The sequence below is a fragment of the Hydrogenophaga sedimenti genome, from assembly GCF_051857515.1.
Lineage (GTDB): Bacteria > Pseudomonadota > Gammaproteobacteria > Burkholderiales > Burkholderiaceae_C > Hydrogenophaga.
In genome coordinates this window covers 209,876-234,793 of the sequence record NZ_JBPZHA010000003.1, presented here as the reverse complement: position 1 = coordinate 234,793, position 24,918 = coordinate 209,876, and the positions used below count along the sequence as shown (strand labels likewise).

Here is a 24,918-nt window from a genome sequence, read left to right as displayed (position 1 = left end):
GCTCAGCGGTACATCGCCTCGATCGGCCCGGCGTATTTCTGCTGCACCAGCTTGCGTTTGAGCTTCATGGTCGGGGTCAGTTCTTCGTCTTCGGCGGTCAGCTGCGTTTCCAGCAGCCAGAACCTCTTGATCTGCTCGACGCGGGCGAACTTCTTGTTGACCGTGTCGATCACGTCCTGGATCAGCTGCTGAACCTCGGGCGCCCGGGTCAGGCTGGCGTAGTTGGAGAAGGGCACGTCGTTGTCCTGCGCAAACTTCTCCACGTTCTCCTGGTCGATCATGATGATCACGGTGAGGTAGGCCCGCTTGTCGCCGATGACCACGGCGTCGGTGATGTAGGGCGAGAACTTGAGCTCGTTCTCCAGCTCGCTGGGGGTGATGTTCTTGCCGCCTGCGGTGATGATGATGTCCTTCATGCGGTCGGTGATGCGGAAAAACCCTTCCTCATCGACCACACCCACATCGCCCGTGTGCAGCCAGCCGTCCTGGTCGATGGTCTCGGCGGTCTTCTCGGGCAGGTTCAGGTAGCCCATGAACACATTGGGGCCGCGCACCAGGATCTCGCAGGTCTGCGGGTCCAGCCGCACCTCGTTGTACTGGGTGGCCGGACCGATGCTGCCGGGCTTGATGCGGTCGGCCGGGACGCCGGTCGCCGCGCCGCAGGTTTCGGTCATGCCCCAGACCTCCAGCATCGGCACGCCCAGCGCGAGGTACCAGCGCACCAGATCGGGCGAGATCGGCGCCGCGCCGGTGACGAGAAAGCGCGCGCGGTGGATGCCGATCAGCTTGCGCACGTTGTCGAGCACCAGCACCCGCGCCAGCCGGAACTGCAGCTTCAGGCCGCCCGGCACCTCTTCGCGCCTGAGCACGTGGTCGGCCACGCGCTGGCCCACGCCGATGGCCCAGGCGTAGGCGGCCTGCTGCAGCCCGCTGGCTTCCTTGAGCGCGATCATCACGCCCGAATAGAACTTCTCCCAGACGCGCGGCACGGCGGTGAACACGGTGGGCGCTATTTCGCGCACGTTCTCGGGCACGGTCTCGGGGTTCTCGACGAAGTTGAGCCGGGCGCCGGTGTAGAGCGAGAAGTACTCGCCGCCCATGCGCTCGGCGATGTGACACAGCGGCAGGAAGCACATGCACTCGTCGCTCTCGTCGCGCGCAATCAGCGTGTTGTAGCCGCGCGCGGCATACACCAGGGCCTGGTGCGAGTGCATCGCGCCCTTGGGCTTGCCGGTGGTGCCCGAGGTGTAGACCAGGATCGCGAGGTCTTCCTTGCGCACCGAGGCGATGCGCTCGTCCAGCGCCTTCGGCTGCGCGCGCAGGTGGTCGCGGCCCAGGGCGCGCAGCGCGTCCAGGCTGATCACCATCGGGTCGTCGAAGTCGCGCAGCCCCTCCATGTCGAACACCACGATCTTGCGCAGCAGCGGCAGTCGGCCGCGCACTTCCAGCGCCTTGTCCAGCTGCTCGTCGTCTTCCACGAACAGCACGGTGGTGCGCGAGTCTTCAGATAGGAACTGCACCTGCTCGGCGGCGTCGGTCGGGTAGATGCCGTTGGAGACCCCGTTGGCGCTCAGCACCGCGAGGTCGCACAGCACCCACTCGACGTTGGTGTTGGAGAGGATGGACGCGGTTTCGCGGCCATCGAAGCCGATGGACAGCAGGCCGTGGCCGATCTCGCGCACCGCCTCGCCGACCTGCGTCCAGCTCCATCGGCGCCAGATGCCGAACTCCTTCTGCCGCAGCCAGATGTTCGGGCCGCGCTTCTCGACCGCGTTCCAGAAGATCGCGGGAATCGTCTCGCCCGGCATGACGATGCCGGTCTGCGGGCGGATGGAGGAGAGGTCCCAGAGAAAGCTCATAGTCCCCCCGCGCCGCCTGCGGCGTCACCCCCCAGGGGGCGGCACTGGCGGCCCGGCAAAGCCGCTGCCTCGGTGCCCTGTAACCCACTCCCCTTCCGGCGAGAAGTGCCTGTGTCGAGAATGCGGTGGAACCGGCTTTGCCGGGCCACTCGCATGGCCCCCTTGAGGGGGTGACGCGCTGAAAGCGCGGCGCGGGGGTGGGTCATCCTTATCTCCAGTTTTTCTTCTTTTTCCAGCGGCGGTCGGCGCGCACGCCGGCTTCCTTCATGCCGAGGTAGAACTCCTTGATGTCCTCCTTCTCGCGCAGCCGGGCACAGGTGTCTTCCATCACGATGCGGCCGTTCTCCAGCACGTAGCCGTAGTCGGAGGCGTTGAGCGCCATGTTGGCGTTCTGCTCGACCAGCAGGATGGTGGTGCCGCGCTCGCGGTTGATGCGCACCACGATCTCGAAGATTTCCTTGGTCAGCTTCGGGCTCAGGCCGAGGCTCGGTTCGTCGAGCAGGATCAGGTCGGGGTTGGCCATGAGCGCGCGGCTGATGGCGAGCATCTGCTGCTGTCCGCCCGAGAGCAGGCCGGCGTCCTGCACCGCGCGCTCGCGCAGGATCGGGAAGTAGTTGAAGACCAGCTCCATGTCGCGGGCCACGCCGTCGCGGTCCTTGCGGGTGTAGGCACCCATCAGCAGGTTGTCACGCACCGACAGCAGCGGGAACACCTCGCGGCCCTCGGGCACGTGCATCAGGCCCTGCTGCACGATGTGGGCCGGGTCCTGGGCGGTGATGTCGCTGCCCTTGAACTCGATGCTGCCCTTGCGCGGATCGATGATGCCGCTGATGGTCTTGAGGATGGTGGTCTTGCCGGCGCCGTTGCTGCCCAGCACGGTCGCGATCTCGCCGCGCCGCACCTGCAGGCTCACGCCGCGGATGGCTTTGATCGGCCCGTAGGCGCTCTCGACGTTGAGCAGCTTGAGCACGGCCTGGTCACTCACCGGGGCGGTCATGTCGAAGCCCCCGCATGGTTTTCGCGGCGCAGGCTGGACACGTCGTCCACCGTGCCGAGGTAGGCCTCGATCACGCCGGGGTGGCGCTGCACCTCGGCCGGCGTGCCGGTCGCCAGTTCGGCGCCCATGCTCATCGCCAGCACGCGGTCGGAGACCTTGGAGACCAGGGTCATGTCGTGTTCGACCATCAGCACCGTGATGCCGAGCTCGTTCTTGATGTCGGCGATCCAGAACGCCATGTCTTCGGTTTCCTCCACGTTCAGGCCCGACGACGGTTCGTCCAGCAGCAGCAGGCGCGGTTCGGTGCACAGGGCGCGCGCCAGCTCGACCACCTTGCGCACGCCGTAGGGCAGGCCGGCGACCAGCGACTCGCGGTGGTGCTGCAGGTCCAGGAAGTCGATCACCTGCTCGACCTTCTCGCGCGCGGCGATCTCGGCGGCGCGGGTCTTTCCGGTGAACAGCAGCTCGCTCCAGAGCCCGGTCCGCCGGTGCGTGTGGCGGCCGATCAGCAGGTTCTGCAGCACGGTCGCGTGTTCGAACAGCTCGATGTTCTGGAAGGTGCGCGCGATGCCCAGGCCGGCGATGCGGTGTGGCGGCTGCTCGGTCAGCTTGAGCGGGCCGCGCGGGCCGTAGAAGTCGATCTCGCCGCTGGTGGGCGTGTAGATGCGGCTGATGAGGTTGAAGACCGTGGTCTTGCCGGCGCCGTTGGGGCCGATGAGGGTGAACACCTCGCCCTTGCGGACGTCGAAGCTCACCTTGTTGACCGCCAGCACGCCGCCGAAGCGCACGCTGAGGTCGCGGGCCGAGAGAAGGATGTCGTCGTTCATGGTGCTCACTTCAGACGATCGGATTTCTGGAAGCTCTTCTGCCGCTTGAACATGCCCTTGCGGTAGAACGGGAACAGCTGGAACCACGCGCGCACCTTGAGCCAGCGCCCGTACAGGCCCATGGGTTCGAACAGCACGAAGGCGATCAGCACCAGTCCGTAGACCGTGCCCTGCAGGCCGGTGGACTGGCCGATGGCCTCGGGCAGCACATCCTTGGCCAGCGAAATCAGCTGCGGCATGACGATCAGGAAGATGGCGCCCAGGAAGGCGCCGTGGATCGAGCCCAGGCCGCCGATCACCACCATCAGCAGCAGGTCGATCGACTGGATGATCGAGAACTGGTCGGGCGAGAGGAACTGGATCTTGTGCGCGTACAGCGCGCCGCCGATGCCGGCCAGCGCGGCCGAGAGCGCGAACGACAGCGTCTTGTAGCGCGCGAGGTGGATGCCCATGCTCTGCGCCGAGATCTCGGAGTCGCGGATGGCGACGAAGGCGCGGCCGGTCGGCGCCCGCAGCAGGTTGACGATGGCCAGCGTCGACCCCAAGCAGAGCACGAGGCAGAGAAAGTAGAAGGCGTTGGTGGAGTCCAGCGTCCAGCCGGCGATGGACGGCGGGTTGACCGTGAGGCCCGCGTTGCCACCGGTCACGTGCTCCCAGCGCGCCAGGCCTTCTTCGACGATGAAACCGAACGACAGGGTCGCCATGCCGAGGTAGATGCCCTTGACGCGCAGCGCCGGCAGACCGACCACCATGCCGACCGCCGCCGACAGCAGGCCGGCGCAGGCGATGGAGAGCGGAAAGGGCCAGCCGGCGTTGCTGAGCACCGCTTCGGTGTAGGCACCGACGCCGAGGAAGGCCGCGTGACCCAGCGAGAACAGTCCGGTGAAGCCCGCCAGCAGCATCAGGCCCAGCCCCACGATGGCGTAGATCAGCACGAAGGTCAGCTGCGCCAGCCAGTACTCCGGAAGGGCCCAGGGCGCCACCACCAGGAAGGCGCACAGCAGGCTGTACCAGAACACATGGCCGCCGTGTTTGGCCAGCCGGATGTCCTGGTCGTAGTCGGTCTTGAAGATGAATCTCATGGGTTCTTTTCGTTCAGACCTTCTTGCGCAGCTTCTCGCCAAAGAGGCCGTTGGGTTTCAAGACGAGCATCAGCAGCACCACGATGTAGGGCGCGATGTCCTTGAAGCCCTCGGGCAGGTAGAAGCCCGACAGCGCTTCCACGATGCCGATCACCAGGCCGCCGACGATGGCGCCGGGCAGGCTGCCGAAGCCGCCCACCACCGCGGCCGGGAAGGCCTTGAGGCCGATGAAGCCCATGTTGGCGTGCACGAAGGTGATGGGTGCCAGCAGCAGGCCCGCGACCGCGGCCACGCCGGCCGCCAGGCCCCAGACCAGGCCGTTGAGGCGCTGCACCGGAATGCCCATGTAGTAGGCCGCGAGCTGGTTCTGCGACGCGGCCTGCATCGCGATGCCCAGCTTGCTGTAGCGGAACATCGCGAACAGCAGGGCGCACAGCACGCCGGTGACGCCGATCACCACCAGCTGCTCGGCCGCCAGCACCAGCGAACCCAGGCGCAACACCTCGCCCGCATAGGGCACGGCCAGCGTGTGGGTGTCGGTGCCGAAGTTGGGGATCATGGTGATGACACCGCGCAGCACATAGCCCACGCCGATGGTCAGCATCACGATGGAGAACGCCGGCTGGCCGAGGATGGGGCGGACCACGAGACGTTCGACCACGACCCCGAAGAGCCCCATGCCAAGCACCGCCGCCGGCACCGCCAGCCAGAAGGGAAACCCCAGCAGCGTCATGGTCAGGAGACCACCGAAGGCGCCGACCATCATCAGGTCGCCCTGCGCGAAGCTCACGGTCTCGGTCGCCTTGTAGATCAGCACGAAGCCCAGGGCGATGAGTCCGTAGATGCATCCCTGGGCCACGCCGCCGATCAGCAGTTGCAGCAATTGCACGCCCTGTCTCCTGTGATGTTCCGGAACGCTGCGCGGCAAGAACGGTGGCGCTGGTCCAGCGGTGGTGCGGTTTTTATATAGGGCTTGTGCGAAACGGACGCTAGGGTTGTCCCCAGCACGCGTCCCGCAGGCGCCATCCTTCGGTGTGGGTGTATTTTCAGCAAGCAATTGCTTGGCAAAAATAGGGAATGCCCTTATGCTGACCTCATGACATCGATCCGCATCGGCGCCGGGCTCGGCTTTTACGGCGATCACTGGGAACCCGTGGTCGCGAGCATCGAACGCGGCAATGTGCAGTTCATCGCCAGCGACCACCTGGCCGAACTGACGCTGGCCATCCTGCAGAAGGACCGGCAGCGCGACCCCTCGCTGGGCTATGCGCGCGACGTGGTGCCCATGCTGCTGCGGCTGTGGCCGCTGATGCAGGCGCGCGGTGTGCGCTTCGTCTGCAACGCCGGGGGTCTCAACCCGTTGGGGGCGGCGCAGGCGGTGCGCGAGGCGCTGGCCGCCAGGGGCTGGCACCCGCGCATCGCGGTGGTGACGGGCGACGACGTGCTGCCGCGCTTGCTGGACGCGTCGGTGCCCGACGCGGCCCTGGCCCATTTGTTCACGGGCGAACCGGTGGCGGCGGTGCGCGAACGGCTGGTGTTCGGCAATGCCTACCTGGGCGCCGCGCCCATCGTGCAGGCGCTGGACCTGGGGGCCGACATCGTCATCACCGGCCGAGTGGCCGACGCGGCGCTGTTCCTCGGGCCCATCGTGCACCGCCTGGGCTGGGACCTCGGCGCCACCGATGCGGCGGGTCTGGACCGGCTGGCGCAGGGCCTCACCGTGGGCCACCTGCTCGAATGTTCGGGGCAGGGCAGCGGCGGCAACTTCGGCAGCCAGGACGCCTGGAAAGACATTCCCGATCTGGCGCACATCGGCTTTCCCATCGCCGAGGTGTGGGCCGACGGCACGGCGCTCATCACCAAGGCGCCGGGCACGGGCGGGCGGGTCAACTTCGACACCGTGCGCCAGCAGCTGCTCTACGAGGTGCACAACCCGCACGCCTACCGCTCGCCCGACGTGGTGCTGGACATGGGCGGCATCACGTTGCACGACGAGGGCCACGACCGCGTGCGCCTGACCGGCGCGCGCGGCACCGCGCCGGGCGACCGGCTCAAGGTGGTGGCGGGCTTTCGCGACGGCTTCAAGGCCGAGGTGACCTGGGGTTTTTCGTGGCCCGACGCCTGGGACAAGGCGCAGGCCGCGATTCACACCATCCGCACCCAGCTGGCCGAACGGCGCGTGCCGCACGAAGAGCTGTACATCGAATACCCGGGCCTGAACTCGGCCCATGGACCGCTGGCGCCCTTGCCGCCGCCGGATCAGCTCAACGCCATGAACGAGCTCTGGACCCGGCTGGTGCTGCGCACCAACGTGAAGGCCGCGGCCGACGGCTTCGGCCGCCTGTTCCCCTGGATCGGCCTGAGCGGCCCGGCCTACACCTGTGGCTTCACCGGCCTGCACAACACCAGCGAACTGCTGGGCATCTGGCCGACCTTGATCCCGCGGGCCGAGGTCGAGGCGGGTGTGCGGGTGGAGGTTTTATGACGGTGCTCAAGATTCCCCTGGTCCGTCTCGCGCACGCGCGCAGCGGCGACAAGGCCGACTGGGTCGACTTCGGGCTGTTCGCCTGGAACGCCGCCGGCTACGCCATCCTCGAACGCGAGGTCACGGCCGCACGCGTGCAGGCGCATTTCGCGCCCTGGCTGCCGGGCGAGGTCGAGGCCTGGCCGCTGCCCAACATCCTGGCGCTGAAGTTCGTGCTCAAGGGCGCGCTGCAGGGTGGCGGCGCGCGCAACCTGCGGCTGGACAACCTGGGCAAGGCGATGGCGGGGGCGCTCTTGCGGATGGAGATCGATGTGTCGGAAGAGGAGCTTAAAGCTGCATCGCGCGAGCAGCGAGTCGGCTGGTGGGGAGACCAGGCATGAGCGCCGTCACCACCGAAGTCGTCGACGGCATCCATGTCGTCACCCTCGACCGCCCCGAGGTGCGCAATGCCGTCGACGGCGCGACCGCGCAGGCGCTGCACGCCGCCTTTCTGGCGTTCGAGGAGGACCCGGGCGGCACGGTCGCGGTGTTCCATGGCGCCCACGGCCACTTCTGCGCCGGCTGGGATCTGCAGCACGGTGCGCGGCTGGCGGCTTCGGGCGACGCAGGCGCCCTCTCGCAACTGGAATTCGACAGCGCCGACCCGGGCGCCATCGGACCGATGGGCCCGTCGCGCCTCCGCTTGTCCAAGCCGGTGATCGCCGCCGTGAGCGGCGCGGCGGTGGCCGGCGGCATGGAGCTGGCGCTGTGGTGCGACCCGCGTGTGATGGAAGAGGACGCCTACTTCGGCGTCTACTGCCGGCGCTTTGGCGTGCCGCTGATCGACGGCGGGACGGTGCGGTTGCCGCGCCTGATCGGCATGGGCCACGCGATGGACCTGATCCTCACGGGCCGCAAGGTCGAGGCGGCCGAGGCGCTGCAGATGGGGCTGGCGAACCGCGTGGTGGCGCGTGGGCAGGCGCGCGAGGCGGCGCTGGCGCTGGCGCGCCAGCTCGCGGCGTTCCCGCAGGCGACGATGCGCGCCGACCGCGAGAGCGCGCATGCGCAGTGGGACCTGCCGCTGGGCGAGGCGCTGCAGCAGGAATGGCAACGCGGCAAGGCGCGCATCCCCGATGCGCTGCAGGGCGCGACGCGGTTCGCGGGTGGCGAAGGCCGGCACGGCACCTTCTGAGCGGGGCCGATTGGCCCCCGGTGGTGGGCGCCGCGTCGCGATCATTCCGGCCATGAACGATCTGTTGACCCACAGCACCGACGTGCTGGTGCTGCAACACCTGCTGGAAGATGGGCCGGGGCATCTGGGCGACTGGCTGGACGCGCAGGGCGTGCGCTGGCGCGTGCTGTGCACCGAAGCGGGTGAGGCCTACCCGGCGTCGGTGCGCGGCCTGCGCGGCCTGAGAGGGCTGGCGGTGCTCGGTGGTGCCTGGAGCGCCAACGACGAACATCCCTCGCTGCGACAGGCCGAGGCCCTGATCCGCGAGGCCGACACGCTGGGTATTCCGGTGATCGGGCACTGCCTGGGCGGCCAGCTCATGGCGCGGGCCTTCGGAGGTCGCGTCGAGACACTGGCCGAGCCCGAGATCGGCTGGTTGCCGATGCGGCACAGCGGCAGTGCGGCGGCGCGGGAGTGGCTCGGTGAATCGCCCGAGGCCACTGTCTACCAGTGGCACCACGACAGCTTCGTGGCGTTGCCGCCGGGCGCGGAGCCGATCGCAGGATCGCGGGCCTGTCCGCACCAGGCCTTCGTGCTGCGCCAGCACCTGGCGATGCAGTTCCACATCGAGATCACGGCGCGCAAGGTCGAAGACTGGCTGGCCGCGCCGGGGCAGGCCTACGGGCCGGCCTGCGCTGCGCACCCGCAGACCGTGCAGACGGCCGCCGCCATGCGCGAGGGAAGCCGCGCGCACCTGGCCGCCAGCCGGGCGCTTGCCGACCGCATCTACGCGCGCTGGCGCGAACGCTGGCGGGGCTGAGCGCACCCTGGAGCCCGGAAGGGTGCCGCATATACTGCCCGAGGAGGGACTGGCAGGGCGCCAGCGCCACACATCAACAAATAAATGGAGTGGAGGAATATGCGGACCATCACCGTGTGGAGGGGCGTGCTCGCCCTGATGTTGGGCCTTTGCATGTGGTGCGCGGCGCCGCTGCTGGCCAGCGCACAGCAAGCTGCCGCCAAGGCGGACGATCCCTGGGAAGAAGCCAAGAAAGTGGCCAAACAAGGCCCGGCCGAGATCACCCTGGCCAGTCAGGCCGTGCTCAAGCTGCCGGCCGACCGCGTGTTCATTCCCCAGCCCAATGCCACCAAGCTGCTCAACGCCATGGGCAACCCCGGCGAGGACCCGCGCCTGCAGGGCCTGATCTTCCCGGCGGACGACAACGCGGGCTGGTTCATGACCGTGCGTTACGAAGGCTCGGGCTACATCAAGGACGACGACGCCAAGGACTGGAACGCCGACGATCTGCTCAAGAGCTACCGCGAAGGCACCGAGGAAAACAACAAGGAACGCGTCAAGATGGGCGTGACCGAGATGGAGATCCTGGGTTGGGCCCAGCCGCCGGCCTATGACGCGGCGACGCACCGCCTGGTGTGGGCGATGAAGTCGCGCGACAAGGGCGCCACCAACGACGACGATCTGGGCGTGAACTACAACACCTATGTGCTCGGCCGCGAGGGGTACTTCAGCATGAACCTGGTGACCGGTCTCAAGGAACTGGAGTCGCAAAAGCCGCAGGCCCACGCCCTGCTGGATGCCATGAATTTCATCGACGGCAAGCGCTACGCCGACTTCAACGCCAGCACCGACCACGTGGCCGAGTACGGCCTGGCTGCGCTGGTGCTGGGCGTGGGTGCCAAGAAGCTGGGCCTGCTGGCGGTGATCGCGGCGTTTGCGGTGAAGTTCGCCAAGATCGGGCTGCTGGCGCTCGCCGGCCTGGGCTTTGGCCTCAAGCGCTTGTTCGGCAAGAAAACCGAAGCCTGATGAAGCTGTTGCTGCTGCTCCTGTCCGGCGCCAAGCTGGGCCAGCTGCTCAGCTCCGGCGGGACGATGCTGATCTCGCTGGTCGTGTACGCCTTTGTCTACGGATGGCGTTACGCGGCCGGCTTTGTCGCCTTGCTGTTCGTGCACGAGATGGGGCATTACCTGGCGGCCCGGCAGCGGGGGCTGGATGTGGGGCTGCCGACCTTCATTCCCTTTGTCGGCGCCTGGATCGAACTCAAGGAGATGCCGCACGACGTCGAGACCGAGGCCTATGTGGGCCTGGGCGGACCGCTGGTCGGGACCGTGGGGGCGCTGCTGTGTTATTTCCTGGCGCGCAACCACGAACTCAACTGGTTGCTCGCGGTCGCCTATTCGGGCTTTTTTCTCAACCTGTTCAACATGATTCCGCTCTCGCCCTTCGATGGCGGGCGGATCACGGCGGTGCTCTCGCCGCGCATCTGGCTGCTGGGCGTGCCGGTGCTGATCGGCCTGTTTTTCTACCGCCCCAGCCCGATGCTCATCCTGATGGCCGTGATGGCGGCGCCCCAGGTGTTGCAGGCACTGCGCCACCGCGCGGACGGTGACGACGCCGCCTACTACCAGGCGGCCCCGGCCATCAAGCTGGAGTACGGGGCTTACTACATCGCCCTGCTGGGCTTTCTGGCCGTGATGACGCACGACGTGCACGAGATGCTGGCGGCGGTGCGCAGCACCGGTGCCGGCGTCTGACACCCCACCGCGTCGGCGCATCAACCCATGTTGGCCGGCAGCCCGTCGCGCGGGATCGGGCGGGGCTTGCCTTCGTGGTCGATCGCCACGTAGGTCAGGCTGGCCTCGGTCACTTTCACATACTGGCCCTGGGCCGAGAAGCGCTCGGCGAAGACCTCGACCTGCACCGTGATCGAGGTGTTGCCCACGCGGGTGACGTGCGAGAAGAAGCTCAGGATGTCGCCCACGCGCACCGGCTGCTTGAAGATGAACTGGTTGACCGCCACGGTCGCCATGCGCCCGCGCACATAGCGCGCCGGCAGCACGGCGCCGGCCAGGTCGACCTGGGCCATGACCCAGCCGCCAAAGATGTCGCCGTTGCCGTTGGTGTCGGCCGGCATCGGGATGACCTTGAGCACCAGCTCGCGGCCTTCGGGGAGATCGGTGTGGGGGCGGGGGCTTGATTCGCTGGACATGGGCACAATCTCTGATTAACTCCCACGATTGTCCCGCATGCGCTCCTCGTCCGTCTCCCGGGCCGCCTATCCCGCGCCCGCCGCCGACAGCGGCACGTCTGCGCCCCGTTCCGACTGGGCGACCCTGCAACGCCTGTTCCCCTACCTGTGGCAGTACAAGTGGCGCGTGATCGCGGCGCTGAGCTTCATGGTCGCGGCCAAGGCCGCCAACGTGGGCGTGCCGCTGCTGCTCAAGCAACTGGTCGATGCGATGACCATCCCGCCCGGCGGCACGGCGGCGATGCTGGTCGTGCCGGTCGGCCTGATCGTGGCCTACGGCCTGCTGCGCCTGTCGACCAGCGCGTTCACCGAGCTGCGCGAACTGGTGTTCGCCAAGGCCACCGAAGGCGCGACGCGCTCCATCGCGCTGCAGGTGTTCGGCCACTTGCATGCGCTGTCGCTGCGCTTCCACCTGGAGCGCCAGACCGGCGGCATGACGCGCGACATCGAGCGCGGCACGCGCGGGGTGCAGTCGCTGATCTCGTATTCGCTCTACAGCATCTTCCCGACCCTGATCGAGGTGACCTTCGTGCTCACGCTGCTGGGCACGAAGTTCGACATGGGCTATGTCTGGATCACGCTGGTCGCGCTGGTGCTCTATGTCACCTTCACCGTCACGGTGACCGAGTGGCGCACCAAGTTCCGGCGCGAGATGAACGAGCTGGAATCGCGCAGCCAGACCAAGGCGATCGACTCGCTGCTCAACTACGAGACAGTCAAGTACTTCAACAACGAGGCCTTCGAGGCGCGCCGCTACGACGAGTCGCTGGAGAAGCTGCGCCGCGCGCGCATCAAGAGCCAGACCACGCTGTCCATGCTCAACACCGGACAGCAGCTGGTGATCGCGGTGGCGCTGGTGCTGATGCTGTACCGCGCCACACAGGGCGTGGCCGACGGCCACATGACCCTGGGCGACCTGGTCATGGTCAACGCCTTCATGATCCAGCTCTACATCCCGCTGGGCTTCCTGGGGGTGCTCTACCGCGAGATCAAGCAGAGCCTGACCGACCTGGACAAGATGTTCGTGCTGCTGGAGAAGGAGCGCGAGATCGCCGACCAGCCGGGTGCCCAGCCGCTGGCGCTGGACGGGCCGCCGGCCATCCGCTTCGAGAACGTGCGTTTCTCGTATGAACCGGCGCGCGAGATCCTGCACGGCATCAGCTTCGAGGTGCCGGCCGGCAAGACGGTGGCGGTGGTCGGGCCCTCGGGTTCGGGCAAGTCGACGCTGGCCCGGCTGCTCTACCGTTTCTACGACGTGAGCAACCATGAGCCCGATGGCCCTCACGGGGGCGGCCGCATCACCATCCACGGCCAGGACATCCGCGCCGTGACGCAGTCCAGCGTGCGCCAGGCGATTGGCATCGTGCCGCAGGACACCGTGCTGTTCAACGACAGCATCGAATACAACATCCTCTACGGCCGGCCCGATGCGGGTCACGATGCGGCGGTGGAGGCGGCCAAGGCGGCCCACATCCACAGCTTCATCGACCGGCTGCCGCAGGCTTACGCGACCACGGTGGGCGAGCGCGGACTCAAGCTGTCGGGCGGCGAGAAGCAGCGGGTGGCGATCGCGCGCACCCTGCTGAAGAACCCGCCGATCGTGATCTTCGACGAGGCGACCTCGGCGCTGGACTCGGCCAACGAACGGGCGATCCAGACCGAGCTCAAGAGCGCGGCGCGCAACAAGACCTCGCTGGTGATCGCGCACCGGCTCTCGACGGTGGTCGATGCGCACGAGATCCTGGTGCTGGTCAACGGCGAGATCGTCGAGCGCGGCACGCACGCCGAACTGGTCGCCAAGGGCGGCACCTACGCCGGCATGTGGTCCCTGCAGCAGGCAGGGCAGGACTGACGGGCCGCTGCGCAGGGCCGCCCCAAGCAAGGCCGCGCTCCCTCGGGGGCAGCGACCCGCGCAGCGGCGGAGCGTGGGGGCTGATTGTTCAGCGCGGCAGCATGTGACCGGTTTGCTCGTACCGGGCGTGCCAGCTCAGTGCTTCTTCCAGCAGGTGCGGCGTGTGCAGGCCGGCGTGGCCGGCGCGGGCGTTGGCCTCGCTGCGTTCCACGTAGTCCAGCAGCGCGGGTTTGAAATCCGGGTGGGCGCAGCGCTCGATGATCAGGCGCGAGCGCTGGCGCGGTGACAGGCCGCGCAGATCGGCCAGGCCCTGTTCGGTCACGACGATCTGCACGTCGTGTTCGGTGTGGTCCACGTGGCTGACCATGGGCACGATGCAGCTGATCGCGCCGCCCTTGGCGGTCGACGGCGTCATGAAGATCGAGATGTAGGCGTTGCGCGCGAAGTCGCCCGAACCGCCGATGCCGTTCATGATGCGCGTGCCCATCACATGGGTGGAGTTCACGTTGCCGTAGAGGTCGGCCTCGATCATGCCGTTCATCGCGATCAGGCCCAGGCGGCGGATCACCTCGGGGTGGTTGCTGATCTCCTGCGGGCGCAGCACGATGCGCTCGCGGTAGAAGTCCAGGTTCTCGTTGAACTCCTTCATCACCTCGCTGGACAGCGAGATCGCGGTCGACGAGGCCATGCGCATCTTGCCGGACTTGAGCAGGGCCAGCATGCCGTCTTGCAGCACCTCGGTGTAACCCTGCAGGCCGGTGAACGGGCCGTCGTTCAGGCTTTCCATCACGGCGTTGGCGATGTTGCCCACGCCCGACTGCAGCGGCAGCAGCTCGGGCGGCAGGCGGCCCTGTTTCACCTCGTTCTGCAGGAAGTCCATCAGGTGGCCGGCGATGCGGCGCGAGGCCTCGTCGGGGGCGGTGAAGCGGGTGTCGCGGTCGGGCAGGTTGGTCTCGACGATGGCGATCACCTTGGCCGGGTCGCAGCGCAGGTAGGGTTCGCCAATGCGGTCGCCCGCGTGCGTCATCGGGATCGGCTTGCGGTGCGGCGGGCGCTCGGTGCCGTAGTAGATGTCGTGCATGCCGGCCAGCGCCAGCGGGTGGCCATGGTTGACTTCGAGGATGACCTTGTCGGCCTGGTCCAGCCAGGTCTTGTTGTTGCCGACCGAGGTCGCCGGGATCAGGCGGCCGTCTTCCAGCACGCCGGCCACTTCAATCACCGCGACGTTGAGCTGGCCCAGGAAGCCGAACCACACGTACTGCGCGACGTGCGAGAGGTGGATGTCGGTGTAGGCCATGTCGCCGGCGTTGATGCGCTCGCGGCAGGTCGGGTCGGACTGGTAGGGCAGGCGCATGTCCATGCCGCCCACCTTGGCCAGCGCGCCATCGAGTTCGGGCGCGGTGGAGGCACCGGTCCACAGGCCGATGCGGAAGGGTTCGCCGGCGTCGTGCCGGGCCTGGATGTTTTTCGCCAGCGCCAGCGGCACCAGCTTGGGGTAGCCGGCGCCGGTGAAGCCGCTCATGCCCACGTGGTCGCCATGGTGGATGAGGGCGGCGGCCGCGTCGGCCGACATGATTTTCTGGCGCAGCCCTTCGTGGGCGATGCGGGACGGGAAGACGGCGGGCGGGTTCTGGGTCATGGGAATGAAGGTAAGGGTTAACCCTAGGTTTTCTCTATCGTAACGGAAGCGGGCGCATCCCAAACCCCGGAAAAGCAGGGGGTGTGCGTTCATGCACGGCGCGCATAATCCGCCGCCATGGAAACCAAGTGGCTGGAAGATTTCGTGAGCCTGGCCGAGACGCGCAGCTTCAGCCGCTCCGCGCAGCTGCGCCACGTCACGCAACCCGCGTTCTCGCGCCGCATCCAGTCGCTCGAAGCCTGGGCCGGCACCGACCTGGTCGACCGCTCGTCCTATCCGACGCGCCTGACCGCCGCGGGGCAGGTGCTCTACGAGCAGTCGCTGGAAATGCTGCAGGCGCTGCAGAGCACGCGCGCCATGCTGCGCGCCCACACCGCGGCGGCGCAGGACGTGATCGAGTTCGCCGTGCCGCACACGCTGGCCTTCACTTTCTTCCCGTCCTGGCTCTCGGGCCTGCGCGAGAGCTGCGGGCCGATCAAGAGCCGGCTGATCGCGATGAACGTGCACGACGCGGTGATGCGCCTGGTCGAAGGCAGTTGCGACCTGCTGATCGCCTACCACCACACCTCGCAGCCGATTCAGCTGGACGCCGCGCGCTACGAGATGCTGCCGCTGGGCCGCGAGACGCTCTCGCCCTACGTCAAGCCCAACGAGCAGGGCGAGCCGATGTTCCGCCTGCCGGGCACCACGCCGCATCCCTTGCCCTACCTGGCCTACGCGCCGGGCGCCTACATGGGCCGGGCGGTGGAGCAGGTGCTCAAGAGCAGCCCGGTGCCGGTGCACCTGGACCGCATCTACGAAACCGACATGTCCGAAGGCCTGAAAGCCATGGCGCTCGAAGGCCACGGCATCGCCTTCCTGCCGGCCAGCGCGGTGCGGCGCGAACTGCGCAGCAAGCGGCTGGTGAGCGCAGGCGAGGGGCTGGACACGACGCTGGACATCCGCATCTACCGCGAGCGCCCCGGCACCCGCAAGGCCAAGGGTTCGGTGGACGCGTTCTGGAACGATCTGGAGCGCCACCTGGCCAGCCACGCCAAGTGACCCCGCGGGGGTGGGAAAATCGGAGGATGACCACCCAGACCCTGACCACCTCGCTCACGATCACCCGCCCCGACGACTGGCACCTGCACGTGCGCGACGGCGCCGCCCTGCACACCGTCGTTCCGCACACCGCCGCCCAGTTCGGCCGCGCGATCATCATGCCCAACCTCAAGCCGCCGGTGACCACTGCGGCCCAGGCCGTGGCCTACGCGGACCGCATCCGCGCCGCCGTGCCGGCGGGCGTGAGCTTCGAGCCGCTGATGACGCTGTACCTGACCGACAACCTGCCGGCCGACGAGATCGCGCGGGCCAAGGACGCCGGCGTGGTCGCCGCCAAGCTCTACCCGGCCGGCGCCACCACCAACAGCGACGCGGGCGTGACCGACATCCGCAAGACCTACAAGACCCTCGAAGCCATGCAGAAGGCCGGCGTGCTGCTGCTGGTGCACGGCGAAGTGACCAGCCCCGACATCGACCTGTTCGACCGCGAGGCCGTGTTCATCGAGCAGCAGCTGGCGCCGCTGCGCAAGGACTTCCCGGGCCTGAAGATCGTGATGGAGCACATCACCACCAAGGAGGCGGCACAGTACGTGGCCGAGGCCGGTGACCACCTGGGCGCCACCATCACCGCCCACCACCTGCTCTACAACCGCAACGCCATCTTCACCGGCGGCATCCGCCCGCATTACTACTGCCTGCCGGTGCTCAAGCGCGAAACCCACCGCCAGGCCCTGGTGGCCGCGGCCACCGGCGGGTCGCCCAAGTTCTTCCTGGGCACCGACAGCGCGCCGCACCCGGCCCACCTGAAGGAACACGCCACCGGCTGCGCCGGCTGCTACACCGCCCACGCCGCCATCGAGATGTACGCCGAAGCCTTCGAGGCCGCGGGTGCGCTGGACAAGCTCGAAGCCTTCGCCAGTTTCAACGGCCCGGCCTTCTACGGCCTGCCGCGCAACAGCGGCACCATCACCCTGCGCAAGGAAAGCTGGACCCCGCCCGAGAGCTTTGCTTTCGGCGAGGCCGAGCTCAAGCCGCTGCGTTCGGGCGAAGCCCTGCCCTGGAAGCTGGTGGCCTGAGCGTCCATGTGTGCCGTCGGCAACGCCGTGGCCGGCTGGCCCGCGCCCGACTGGGTGCGGCCCTGGAATGCACCGTTCGCCGACGACGGATCGGTGGTGCGTGCCGCCTGTGACGCGGGCGTGCCGCTGCCGCAGGCGCTGACGCAATCGGTCGGCGGCGCCGGGCCACGCTTCGTGCCGCAGACCGAGCTGCCCGAGGGCATGGCCTACGAGCAGTTCATCTTCGAGACCGGCGCCGTGCCCACGCGCGAAGGCCTGCACGACTTCTTCAACGGTCTGGTGTGGAAGCGCTTCCCCGCCACCAAGCGCCTGCTCAACCGTCTGCAGGCCGCCGAGATCGCCCAGGCGGGTGTGGGCCAGGTGCGTGGGCCGGTGCGCGACGCGATCACCCTGTTCGACGAAAACGCGGTGCTGCTGCAGGCGCCCGACGCGCTGTGGGAGGCATTGATCGCGCGCGAATGGACCCGGCTCTTCGTCGAGCTGCGGCCCCTGTGGGCGCAGGCCCGGCTGATAGGGTTCGGGCACGCGCTGCTGGAGAAGCTGGTCTCACCCTACAAGTCCATCACCGGACATGTCTACCGCACACCCGTGCCTCCCGAACTGGGGAACGACGTGGCGGCCTGGGACCGGTGGCTGGCGGCGCGCCTGACGGCCTCGGAACTGGCCACCAAGCCCTTCACCCCGCTGCCCGTGCTCGGGGTGCCGGGCTGGTGGCCGGCCAGCCAGGACCCGGCGTTCTACGAGGACGCCACGGTTTTCCGGCCGCCCCGCCAAACCATGGAAACCTGACATGCCGATCGCCAATCCGTCCTGGGCCCACCTGAACCTCGCGAACGAGGCCGACCGCGCCACGCTGGCCGCGCATTTCCGCGAGACCGGCGTGCGCGACGTCGAGTGCCTGTTCGCCGACGTGACCGGCTACCCGCGCGGCAAGCTGATGCCAGCCGCCAGCTTCGCCGGCGGCACCGAACTGCGCATCTGCCAGGCGATTCCGATGCAGTGCGTCACGGGCGAATACAGCTACGACCCGGTGTTCCCCGACAGCGATCCGGATGTGCGGCTGGTGCCCGACCTGGCCACGCTCAAGCGCTCGCCCTGGGCCAGTGTGCCGCGCTACCTGGCGATCCACGATTGCCTGGAGCTCGACGGTTCGCTGTGTGAATTCGCGCCGCGCTCGGTGCTCAGGAACGTGGTGGCCCGCTACGCCGCGAAGGGCCTGACCCCGGTGGTGGCGCCCGAGATCGAGTTCTACCTGACGGCCGCCATGACCGATCCGGCCCAGCCGCTGGCCTCGCCGACCGGCAAGGGCGGCCGGCCCGAGGTGGGCCAGTCGGCCTTCAGCCTGAACGCGCTCAACGAACTGGCGCCGTTCTGGGACGCTTTCCACGCCGCGATCGACGGCCTGGGCATCCGCGCCGACACCTGGCTGCACGAGGTGGGCGAGAACCAGTACGAGATCAACCTGCTGCACGGCGACCCGGTGGCGGTGGCCGACCAGGCCTTTTTGTTCAAGACCGCCGCGCGCGAGATCGCGCTGCAGCACGGGCTCAACGCCGTCTTCATGGCCAAACCCATCGCGGGCCAATCGGGCAGCTCGATGCACCTGCACCAGAGCGTGGTCGATGCGCAGGGCCGCAACGTCTTCAGCGCCGCCGACGGTTCCGCCGCCGACGCCTTCGGGCACTTCATCGGTGGTCTGCAGGCCTACACGCCCGACCTGATGCTGATCTACGCGCCCACGGTCAACAGCTACCGCCGCTATGTCGCTGGCAGCCAGGCGCCGACCAATGTGGCCTGGGGCCACGACAACCGCACCGCCGGACTGCGCGTGCCGGTCAGCGGCCCGGCCGCGCGCCGGGTGGAAAACCGCCTCGCCGGGGCCGACGCCAACCCGTATCTCGCGATGGCGGCCACGCTGGCGGCCGGTCTGGCCGGGATGGAAGAGCGGCTGGCGCCGGCCGAGCCGGTGACCGGCAACGGCTACGACCAGGCGCGCAGCCTGCCGCGAACCTTTGACACCGCGCTGGATCAGATGGCGCACAGCCGGCATGCACCGCGGCTGCTGGGCGAGCGCTTCGTGCGCGGCTACCTGGCGGTCAAGGCGCTGGAGCATGACCACTACCTGAAAGAAATCAGCGCGTGGGAACGCCGCTACCTGCTGCCGCAAGTCTGAACCGTGAGCCCCCACGCTCCGCCGCTGCGCGGGTCGCTGCCCCTCAAAGGGGCTGATCCGGCTTGGGGCGGCCCGGCGCCGGATCTTTGCCCATCTTGAAACGGGGTCGGTCAGCCCCTACTATCATCCGTCCCTCTTTTCCCCGGAGACCCCATGAAACGCATCTTCCTGTTCGTGCTGACCAACTTCGCCGTGATGGCGGTGCTGATGGTCACCTCGCGCCTGCTGGGCGTGGACCGCTACCTCACGGCCAACGGTCTGAACATGTCGGCGCTGGCGGGCTTCTCGCTCATCATGGGCTTTGGTGGCGCGATCATTTCGCTGCTGATGAGCAAGACCATGGCCAAGATGAGCACCGGCGCGCGCGTGATCAACCAGCCGCAGACGGCCGACGAGGCCTGGATCGTGCAGACGGTGCAGACCTTCGCCCAGAAGGCCGGCATCGGCATGCCCGAAGTGGCGATCTACGACGGCGCGCCCAACGCCTTCGCCACCGGCGCCTTCAAGAACTCGGCCCTGGTCGCGGTGTCGACCGGCCTGCTGCAGAACATGACCCGCGAGGAAGTCGAGGCCGTGATCGGCCACGAGGTGGCCCACGTGGCCAACGGCGACATGGTCACCATGACCCTGATCCAGGGCGTGATGAACACCTTCGTCGTGTTCCTCAGCCGCGCGATCGGTTACGCGGTCGACAGTTTCCTGCGCCGCGGCGACGACCGCAACAGCGGCCCGGGCATCGGCTACATGGTCACCACCATGGTGCTGGACCTGCTGCTGGGTTTTGTCGCCGCGATCATCGTGGCCTGGTTCTCGCGCCAGCGTGAGTTCCGCGCCGACGCCGGTGCTGCCGGCCTGATGGGCCGCAAGCAGCCGATGATCAACGCGCTGGCCCGCCTGGGTGGTCTGACCCCGGGCGAGCTGCCCAAGAACATGCAGGCCTTCGGCATTTCCGGCGGTCTGGGCAAGCTGTTTTCGACCCACCCGCCGATGGAAGAGCGCATCGCTGCGCTGCAGAAGTTGTGACCCCACTGCGCCGCCTTCGGCGTCACCCCCCAGGGGGCGATGCTGGCGGCCCGGCGGAGCCGGTTCCGCGGCATCCTTGAACGGGACACGGTCTCCGGCCATGAAAAACGCGACCCTTGGGTCGCGTTTTCTGTTTCTGGAAGCGCGCGGGTTTAGCGGTAGTTGCGGTCCCAGTGGCCTTCGTCGCGGTCGTCCCAGCGGCGGTCGTCGCGGTAGCGGTCGTGGTCGTGGCGGAAGCCACCGATGCGCACCACGTCGGGCGCGGCGGCCTGCGGGCGGTAGTAGCCCGACGGCGCCGGGCTGGCGCCGACCGGCATCACGCTCACCGGCACCCAGCGGCCCGGGTCGTTGGCCATCTGCACGCTGTACTGGCGACCGGCGTACTCGTAGACCACGTTGTAGGCCACGGTGCGGTTCTCGACCACGCTCTGCGTGCTGCATTCCTGCACCGTGCGCACGGTGTCCTGGCCGCGGCCCTCGATGCGGTCGCCCAGGATGGCGCCACCGAAGATGCCCAGCGCCGTGGCGGCGGCACGGCCGTTGCCATGACCGACCGCGTTGCCCATTGCACCACCGGCGATCGCGCCCATCACGGCACCGGCACCAGAGCCGCGCGCCGGTTCGCGCACGGTGACGTTCTGGCAAACCTGCTGCGGCACGGCCACCTGCTGGATCACGGGCGTGCTGCTGAGCACGCGGCCACGTTCTTCCTGCGCCTGGGCGGCGGAGGCACCGGCGAGGGCCAACACGCCGGTCAGGACGGGGAGCAGGACGGAACGGGAGGAGGAGTTCATGGAGGTCTCCGGGGGTTGAAGGAGCCTCCACTGTGCGGGCCGACTGTCAAGCCGCTCCGCACCCGCTGTAAAGCTGGCGGGCAAGTTGTAACCAGCGGTGTTCAGACCCCGAGGATGGCCCTGGACACCGCCTCGGCGATCTTGATGCCGTCCACGCCGGCCGACAGGATGCCGCCCGCGTAGCCCGCGCCTTCGCCCGCCGGGTACAGGCCCCGGGTGTTCAGGCTCTGCAGGTCGTCGCCGCGCGTGATGCGCAAGGGTGAGCTGGTGCGGGTCTCGACGCCGGTCAGCATCGCGTCGGGCATGTCGTAGCCCTTGATCTTGCGGCCGAACACCGGCAGGGCTTCGCGCATGGCTTCGATCGCGAAGTCGGGCAGGGAGGGGGCGAGGTCGCCCAGCTTCACACCCGGTTTGTAGGACGGCAGCACCTCGCCGAAGGCGGTCGAGGGGCGCGCCGCCAGGAAGTCGCCGACCTTCTGGCCGGGCGCTTCGTAGTTCCTGCCTCCCAGCTCAAAGGCGCGGGCTTCGAGCTGGCGTTGCAGCACGATGCCGGCCAGCGGATGGGTCTTGCCTTCGGCGGCCATGGCCTCGGCCTCCTGGGCGTAACGCGGGCCGTCGGTCTCGCCGAAGGCGGCCGTCCACAGCGGCAGGTCCTGCGGGAAACGGACCGGGTAGTCGCTCAGGTCGATGCCCACCACCATGCCCGCGTTGGCGTTGCGCTCGTTGCGCGAGTACTGGCTCATGCCGTTGGTGACCACCCGGCCGGGTTCGGAGGTCGCCGCGACCACCGTGCCGCCCGGGCACATGCAGAAGCTGTAGACCGCGCGGCCGTTCTTCGCGTGGTGCACCAGCTTGTAGTCGGCCGCGCCCAAGAGCGGGTGGCCGGCGTGTTTGCCCCAGCGCGCGCGGTCGATCACGCTCTGCGGGTGCTCGATGCGGAAGCCGACCGAGAACGGCTTGGCTTCGAGGAACACGCCCGCGTCGTGCAGCATGGCGAAGGTGTCGCGCGAGCTGTGGCCCAGCGCGAACACGGCGTGGCGCACCGGCATCTCGACGGTCTCGCCGGTGTCGAGCTTCAGCACCCGCAGTGCCTGCAGTTGCTGGCCTTCCCCGGCCGGCGCCAGCACGGCGCCGGTGACCTGGTGCTGGAAGCGGATCTCGCCGCCCAGCGCCACGATCTTCTCGCGCATGGTCTCGACCACCCGGACCAGCTTGAAGGTGCCGATGTGCGGGTGCGCCTGGTAGAGGATCTCGGGTGGCGCGCCGGCGTCGACGAACTCCTGCATCACCTTGCGGCCGAGGAAGCGCGGGTCCTTGATCTGGCTGTAGAGCTTGCCGTCGGAGAACAGGCCGGCACCGCCTTCCCCGTATTGCACGTTGCTCTGCGGGTTGAGCACCTTCTTGCGCCACAGGCCCCAGGTGTCCCTGGTGCGTTCGCGCACCGGCTTGCCGCGTTCGAGCACGATGGGCTTCAGACCCATCTGCGCCAGCGCCAGCGCGGTGAACAGGCCGCAGGGTCCGAGGCCGACCACCACCGGGCGCTCGGCCTCGGTGGACGGCCAGCCGGCCGGGGCATGGCCGGGCGCGCGCCAGGCCATGTCGGGCGTGGGCAGCACGTGCGGGTTGTTCGCGTGCAGGGCGAGCACGGCGGCTTCCTGCGCCGGATCGGCCAGCGCGACGTCGACGATGTAGACCGCCAGCAGCTCGGCCTTGCGGGCGTCGAAGCTGCGCTTGAAGACCTGCAGCGAGGCGATGGCCTCGCGCGGCACGCCGAGGGCGCTCGCGGCCTGGCAGGTCAGGGTGTCGACCGGATGCGGCGGCGGTTCGCGGTCGGCGGCGGTTTCGGTGGGGGCGTCGGCGGCGCGGCGGTGCTCGGACGGCACCTGGGCCAGAGGGAGTTTGAGTTCGGCGATGCGGATCATGGTCTCGGAGGGCTTGTGTCGATCAAGCAGCGAAGGCAGTTATTGTCGCTGTCTTGCCCCCACGCCCCGTGTTGTCAAATTTACCCGGGTAAAATAATTTATCCGGGTAAAATAAACCATGTCCACCACTTCTCCCCCTTCCCATCCCGCCGCCAACAAACCGCTGTGGCGCGTCTACCTGATGTTCCTGGTGCCGATGGTGCTGTCGAACATCCTGCAGGGCCTCTCCGGCACGCTCAACGGCATCTACATCGGCCAGATGCTGGGCACGCACGCGCTGGCCGCGGTCTCGGGCATGTTCCCGATCGTGTTCTTCTTCATCTCGCTGATCATCGGCCTGGGCTCGGGTGCCTCGGTGCTGATCGGCCAGGCCTGGGGTGCGCGCGAGCCGCACAAGGTCAAGAAGATCGCCGGCACGGCCATCACCCTGGGGGCGGTGATCGGCCTGGTGGCGGCGGTGGCCGGCACCATCTTCGCGCGCGAGGCCATGACGGCGCTGGGCACACCGGCCGATGTGCTGGACGACGCGGTGTCCTACACCCGCATGATGATGCTGTTCATGCCGTTGCTGCTGGTGTTCATCCTGCTCACGCAGCTGCTGCGCGGCGTCAGCGACACGATCTCGCCGCTGATGGCGCTGCTGACCTCGACCACGGTCGGCCTGGCGCTGACACCGCTGCTGATCAAGGGCTGGATCGGCCTGCCACCCATGGGCATCCGCAGCGCCGCGCTGGCCGGCTTCGTCTCGACCGCCGTCGCCCTGCTGTTCCTGAGCCTGCGCCTGCGCCGGTTGAATCACGTGCTGGCTCCCGACCGCGAGCTGATGCACGCGCTCCGGCTGGACGGCGAGATCCTGGCCAAGGTGATGCGCATCGGTCTGCCGACCGGGCTGCAGATGGTGGTGATCTCGCTTTCGGAGCTGGTGATCCTGTCGCTGGTCAACCACCACGGCTCGCAGGCCACCGCGGCCTACGGCGCGGTCACGCAGCTGGTGAACTATGTGCAGTTCCCGGCGCTCTCGATCGCGATCACGGCATCGATCCTGGCCGCGCAGACGATTGGTGCCGGCCGCATCGAGCGCCTGGGGCCGATTCTCAAGACCGGGCTGGGCCTGAACGCCACGCTCACCGGGGCGCTGGTGCTGCTGGGCTATGCGATCTCGGGTCCGGCGCTGAGCCTGTTCCTGACACAGGAGCCGGTGATGGCGCAGGCGCAGCACCTGCTGCACCTGATGCTCTGGAGCATCCTGGTGTTCGGTTTCCAGGCGGTGATCGGTGGCGTGATGCGCGCCAGCGGCGACGTGCTGGTGCCGATGGCGATCTCGGTGTTCTGCATCCTGGGCGTGCAGCTGCCGGTGGCCTGGTGGCTCAACGGGCGCCTGGGGCTCGAAGGCATCTGGATCGCGTTCCCGGTGGCCTACGTGGCGATGCTGCTGCTGCAGTCGGCCTACTACCTGGGTGTCTGGCGGCACAGAAAAATCCGCAAGCTGATCTGAACGCGATGGGGCTGCGGGATAATCCGCCGGTGAAGCGCGCCAGACCGCCGCTGGTGCAACCCCGCAAGGGGACCCGAAAGGGAGCACTGGAGGAACGTCCGGACTGCACAGGACAGCGTAGGAGGTAATACCTCTCCACCGACCAGCCGGGCAGGGCAACCTGCCAGGCCCTAAGGTGAGGATCAGAGCAACAGAGACGAGCCGATTCAGTTCGGGTGAAACGGGCAATCTCTACGCGCAGCAATACCAAATAGGCCAGCGTTGACGTGGTTCCGCGGAGCTGGCGGGTAGGTAGCATCGAGCCGGGTGGGCGACCCCCGGCCCAGAGGAATGGCGGTCACATCCGGGGCAACCCGGGTGCACAGAATCCGGCTTATCGGCGCGCTTCACACTTTATTTGTGCCCCCACGCTCCGCCGCTGCGCGGGTCGCTGCCCCCCGTGGGGGCTGGGCCTGC

The 24,918-nt window shown here is 68.2% G+C and carries 22 protein-coding genes and 1 other RNA gene; 14 read left to right on the top strand and 9 right to left on the bottom strand.

The window, feature by feature from the left end:
* Nucleotides 1-2: 2 nt before the first annotated feature.
* The 5 genes from ACS5NL_RS06235 to ACS5NL_RS06215 form a co-directional block, all read right to left on the bottom strand.
* Nucleotides 3-1,859: an AMP-dependent synthetase/ligase gene (locus tag ACS5NL_RS06235; RefSeq protein ID WP_439352774.1), complete on the bottom strand. Its 1,857-nt coding sequence runs from the start codon at nucleotides 1,857-1,859 to the stop codon at nucleotides 3-5.
* Nucleotides 1,860-2,067: 208 nt separating this feature from the next.
* Nucleotides 2,068-2,856 carry an ABC transporter ATP-binding protein gene (locus tag ACS5NL_RS06230; RefSeq protein ID WP_439352773.1) on the bottom strand — a complete coding sequence of 263 codons (789 nt, stop codon included), beginning with the start codon at nucleotides 2,854-2,856 and terminating at the stop codon, nucleotides 2,068-2,070.
* Nucleotides 2,853-3,683 (bottom strand): ABC transporter ATP-binding protein, encoded by an 831-nt coding sequence (locus tag ACS5NL_RS06225; RefSeq protein ID WP_439352772.1) that lies wholly within the window; start codon nucleotides 3,681-3,683, stop codon nucleotides 2,853-2,855. The genes ACS5NL_RS06230 and ACS5NL_RS06225 overlap by 4 nt, the downstream gene beginning before the upstream one ends.
* A gap of 5 nt (nucleotides 3,684-3,688) precedes the next feature.
* Nucleotides 3,689-4,765 (bottom strand): branched-chain amino acid ABC transporter permease, encoded by a 1,077-nt coding sequence (locus ACS5NL_RS06220; protein ID WP_439352771.1) that lies wholly within the window; start codon nucleotides 4,763-4,765, stop codon nucleotides 3,689-3,691.
* A 13-nt stretch (nucleotides 4,766-4,778) separates the two neighbouring features.
* Nucleotides 4,779-5,654 carry a branched-chain amino acid ABC transporter permease gene (locus tag ACS5NL_RS06215; protein WP_439352770.1) on the bottom strand — a complete coding sequence of 292 codons (876 nt, stop codon included), beginning with the start codon at nucleotides 5,652-5,654 and terminating at the stop codon, nucleotides 4,779-4,781.
* Between the two features lie 207 nt (nucleotides 5,655-5,861).
* Between ACS5NL_RS06215 and ACS5NL_RS06210 the strand changes: the two genes are divergently transcribed.
* From ACS5NL_RS06210 to ACS5NL_RS06185, 6 genes are all read left to right on the top strand, one after another.
* Nucleotides 5,862-7,250 (top strand): acyclic terpene utilization AtuA family protein, encoded by a 1,389-nt coding sequence (locus ACS5NL_RS06210; RefSeq protein WP_439352769.1) that lies wholly within the window; start codon nucleotides 5,862-5,864, stop codon nucleotides 7,248-7,250.
* The gene (locus ACS5NL_RS06205; RefSeq protein WP_439352768.1) at nucleotides 7,247-7,630 is read left to right on the top strand and encodes an AtuA-related protein; all 384 of its coding nucleotides are present in this window, start codon (nucleotides 7,247-7,249) and stop codon (nucleotides 7,628-7,630) included. Before ACS5NL_RS06210 ends, ACS5NL_RS06205 begins: the two co-directional genes overlap by 4 nt.
* Nucleotides 7,627-8,421, top strand: coding sequence for a crotonase/enoyl-CoA hydratase family protein (locus tag ACS5NL_RS06200; protein WP_439352767.1), 795 nt, complete (start codon nucleotides 7,627-7,629; stop codon nucleotides 8,419-8,421). The genes ACS5NL_RS06205 and ACS5NL_RS06200 overlap by 4 nt, the downstream gene beginning before the upstream one ends.
* A 52-nt stretch (nucleotides 8,422-8,473) precedes the next feature.
* Complete coding sequence (locus tag ACS5NL_RS06195) at nucleotides 8,474-9,220, top strand: type 1 glutamine amidotransferase (protein ID WP_439352766.1); 747 nt, start codon at nucleotides 8,474-8,476, stop codon at nucleotides 9,218-9,220.
* A gap of 99 nt (nucleotides 9,221-9,319) precedes the next feature.
* Nucleotides 9,320-10,225, top strand: a complete 906-nt coding sequence (locus ACS5NL_RS06190) for a DUF2167 domain-containing protein (RefSeq protein ID WP_439352765.1) — start codon at nucleotides 9,320-9,322, stop codon at nucleotides 10,223-10,225.
* Nucleotides 10,222-10,953, top strand: a complete 732-nt coding sequence (locus tag ACS5NL_RS06185; protein ID WP_439352971.1) for a site-2 protease family protein — start codon at nucleotides 10,222-10,224, stop codon at nucleotides 10,951-10,953. Before ACS5NL_RS06190 ends, ACS5NL_RS06185 begins: the two co-directional genes overlap by 4 nt.
* Nucleotides 10,954-10,973: 20 nt before the next feature.
* Here the strand turns inward: ACS5NL_RS06185 and ACS5NL_RS06180 are convergent, their stop codons facing one another.
* A complete protein-coding gene (locus ACS5NL_RS06180) occupies nucleotides 10,974-11,408 on the bottom strand; it encodes an acyl-CoA thioesterase (RefSeq protein ID WP_439352764.1) in 435 nt (144 codons plus the stop codon).
* Between the two features lie 37 nt (nucleotides 11,409-11,445).
* On the opposite strand from ACS5NL_RS06180, the gene ACS5NL_RS06175 reads away from it, so the two are divergent.
* Complete coding sequence (locus ACS5NL_RS06175; RefSeq protein ID WP_439352763.1) at nucleotides 11,446-13,299, top strand: ABCB family ABC transporter ATP-binding protein/permease; 1,854 nt, start codon at nucleotides 11,446-11,448, stop codon at nucleotides 13,297-13,299.
* Nucleotides 13,300-13,387: 88 nt separating this feature from the next.
* Here ACS5NL_RS06175 and scpC read toward each other — a convergent pair whose 3' ends face one another.
* Nucleotides 13,388-14,938 (bottom strand): succinyl-CoA:acetate CoA-transferase ScpC, encoded by a 1,551-nt coding sequence (gene scpC, locus ACS5NL_RS06170; protein ID WP_439352762.1) that lies wholly within the window; start codon nucleotides 14,936-14,938, stop codon nucleotides 13,388-13,390.
* Between the two features lie 117 nt (nucleotides 14,939-15,055).
* Here scpC and ACS5NL_RS06165 point away from each other — a divergent pair, with 117 nt between their 5' ends.
* The 5 genes from ACS5NL_RS06165 (at nucleotide 15,056) to htpX (ending at nucleotide 20,251) form a co-directional block, all read left to right on the top strand.
* Nucleotides 15,056-15,979, top strand: coding sequence for a LysR substrate-binding domain-containing protein (locus ACS5NL_RS06165; RefSeq protein WP_439352761.1), 924 nt, complete (start codon nucleotides 15,056-15,058; stop codon nucleotides 15,977-15,979).
* Nucleotides 15,980-16,005: 26 nt separating this feature from the next.
* Nucleotides 16,006-17,055, top strand: a complete 1,050-nt coding sequence (gene pyrC / locus ACS5NL_RS06160; RefSeq protein WP_439352760.1) for a dihydroorotase — start codon at nucleotides 16,006-16,008, stop codon at nucleotides 17,053-17,055.
* 6 nt (nucleotides 17,056-17,061) lie between these two features.
* Nucleotides 17,062-17,844: a DUF3025 domain-containing protein gene (locus ACS5NL_RS06155; protein ID WP_439352759.1), complete on the top strand. Its 783-nt coding sequence runs from the start codon at nucleotides 17,062-17,064 to the stop codon at nucleotides 17,842-17,844.
* Nucleotide 17,845: 1 nt separating this feature from the next.
* Nucleotides 17,846-19,228, top strand: coding sequence for a glutamine synthetase family protein (locus ACS5NL_RS06150; RefSeq protein WP_439352758.1), 1,383 nt, complete (start codon nucleotides 17,846-17,848; stop codon nucleotides 19,226-19,228).
* 153 nt (nucleotides 19,229-19,381) lie between these two features.
* Entirely contained in the window at nucleotides 19,382-20,251 is an 870-nt protein-coding gene (htpX, locus tag ACS5NL_RS06145) for a protease HtpX (protein ID WP_439352757.1), read from the top strand.
* A gap of 152 nt (nucleotides 20,252-20,403) precedes the next feature.
* Here htpX and ACS5NL_RS06140 read toward each other — a convergent pair whose 3' ends face one another.
* Nucleotides 20,404-21,045 carry a glycine zipper 2TM domain-containing protein gene (locus tag ACS5NL_RS06140; protein ID WP_439352756.1) on the bottom strand — a complete coding sequence of 214 codons (642 nt, stop codon included), beginning with the start codon at nucleotides 21,043-21,045 and terminating at the stop codon, nucleotides 20,404-20,406.
* Between the two features lie 101 nt (nucleotides 21,046-21,146).
* Nucleotides 21,147-22,967 carry an NAD(P)/FAD-dependent oxidoreductase gene (locus ACS5NL_RS06135; protein ID WP_439352755.1) on the bottom strand — a complete coding sequence of 607 codons (1,821 nt, stop codon included), beginning with the start codon at nucleotides 22,965-22,967 and terminating at the stop codon, nucleotides 21,147-21,149.
* A gap of 118 nt (nucleotides 22,968-23,085) precedes the next feature.
* Between ACS5NL_RS06135 and ACS5NL_RS06130 the strand changes: the two genes are divergently transcribed.
* Entirely contained in the window at nucleotides 23,086-24,462 is a 1,377-nt protein-coding gene (locus ACS5NL_RS06130; protein WP_439352754.1) for an MATE family efflux transporter, read from the top strand.
* A gap of 31 nt (nucleotides 24,463-24,493) precedes the next feature.
* Nucleotides 24,494-24,854, top strand: an RNA gene (gene rnpB, locus ACS5NL_RS06125) — RNase P RNA component class A.
* The last annotated feature ends 64 nt before the right edge of the window (nucleotides 24,855-24,918 follow it).

Excerpts from the sequence above, each read along its gene's own strand:
- ACS5NL_RS06235 (WP_439352774.1), bottom strand. The coding sequence starts at position 1,859 with ATGAGCTTTCTCTGGGACCTCTCCTCCATCCGCCCGCAGACCGGCATC.
- ACS5NL_RS06230 (WP_439352773.1), bottom strand. The coding sequence starts at position 2,856 with ATGACCGCCCCGGTGAGTGACCAGGCCGTGCTCAAGCTGCTCAACGTC.
- ACS5NL_RS06225 (WP_439352772.1), bottom strand. The coding sequence starts at position 3,683 with ATGAACGACGACATCCTTCTCTCGGCCCGCGACCTCAGCGTGCGCTTC.
- ACS5NL_RS06220 (WP_439352771.1), bottom strand. The coding sequence starts at position 4,765 with ATGAGATTCATCTTCAAGACCGACTACGACCAGGACATCCGGCTGGCC.
- ACS5NL_RS06210 (WP_439352769.1), top strand. The coding sequence starts at position 5,862 with ATGACATCGATCCGCATCGGCGCCGGGCTCGGCTTTTACGGCGATCAC.
- ACS5NL_RS06205 (WP_439352768.1), top strand. The coding sequence starts at position 7,247 with ATGACGGTGCTCAAGATTCCCCTGGTCCGTCTCGCGCACGCGCGCAGC.
- ACS5NL_RS06200 (WP_439352767.1), top strand. The coding sequence starts at position 7,627 with ATGAGCGCCGTCACCACCGAAGTCGTCGACGGCATCCATGTCGTCACC.
- ACS5NL_RS06195 (WP_439352766.1), top strand. The coding sequence starts at position 8,474 with ATGAACGATCTGTTGACCCACAGCACCGACGTGCTGGTGCTGCAACAC.
- ACS5NL_RS06190 (WP_439352765.1), top strand. The coding sequence starts at position 9,320 with ATGCGGACCATCACCGTGTGGAGGGGCGTGCTCGCCCTGATGTTGGGC.
- ACS5NL_RS06180 (WP_439352764.1), bottom strand. The coding sequence starts at position 11,408 with ATGTCCAGCGAATCAAGCCCCCGCCCCCACACCGATCTCCCCGAAGGC.
- ACS5NL_RS06175 (WP_439352763.1), top strand. The coding sequence starts at position 11,446 with ATGCGCTCCTCGTCCGTCTCCCGGGCCGCCTATCCCGCGCCCGCCGCC.
- scpC (WP_439352762.1), bottom strand. The coding sequence starts at position 14,938 with ATGACCCAGAACCCGCCCGCCGTCTTCCCGTCCCGCATCGCCCACGAA.
- ACS5NL_RS06165 (WP_439352761.1), top strand. The coding sequence starts at position 15,056 with ATGGAAACCAAGTGGCTGGAAGATTTCGTGAGCCTGGCCGAGACGCGC.
- pyrC (WP_439352760.1), top strand. The coding sequence starts at position 16,006 with ATGACCACCCAGACCCTGACCACCTCGCTCACGATCACCCGCCCCGAC.
- ACS5NL_RS06155 (WP_439352759.1), top strand. The coding sequence starts at position 17,062 with ATGTGTGCCGTCGGCAACGCCGTGGCCGGCTGGCCCGCGCCCGACTGG.
- ACS5NL_RS06150 (WP_439352758.1), top strand. The coding sequence starts at position 17,846 with ATGCCGATCGCCAATCCGTCCTGGGCCCACCTGAACCTCGCGAACGAG.
- htpX (WP_439352757.1), top strand. The coding sequence starts at position 19,382 with ATGAAACGCATCTTCCTGTTCGTGCTGACCAACTTCGCCGTGATGGCG.
- ACS5NL_RS06140 (WP_439352756.1), bottom strand. The coding sequence starts at position 21,045 with ATGAACTCCTCCTCCCGTTCCGTCCTGCTCCCCGTCCTGACCGGCGTG.
- ACS5NL_RS06135 (WP_439352755.1), bottom strand. The coding sequence starts at position 22,967 with ATGATCCGCATCGCCGAACTCAAACTCCCTCTGGCCCAGGTGCCGTCC.
- ACS5NL_RS06130 (WP_439352754.1), top strand. The coding sequence starts at position 23,086 with ATGTCCACCACTTCTCCCCCTTCCCATCCCGCCGCCAACAAACCGCTG.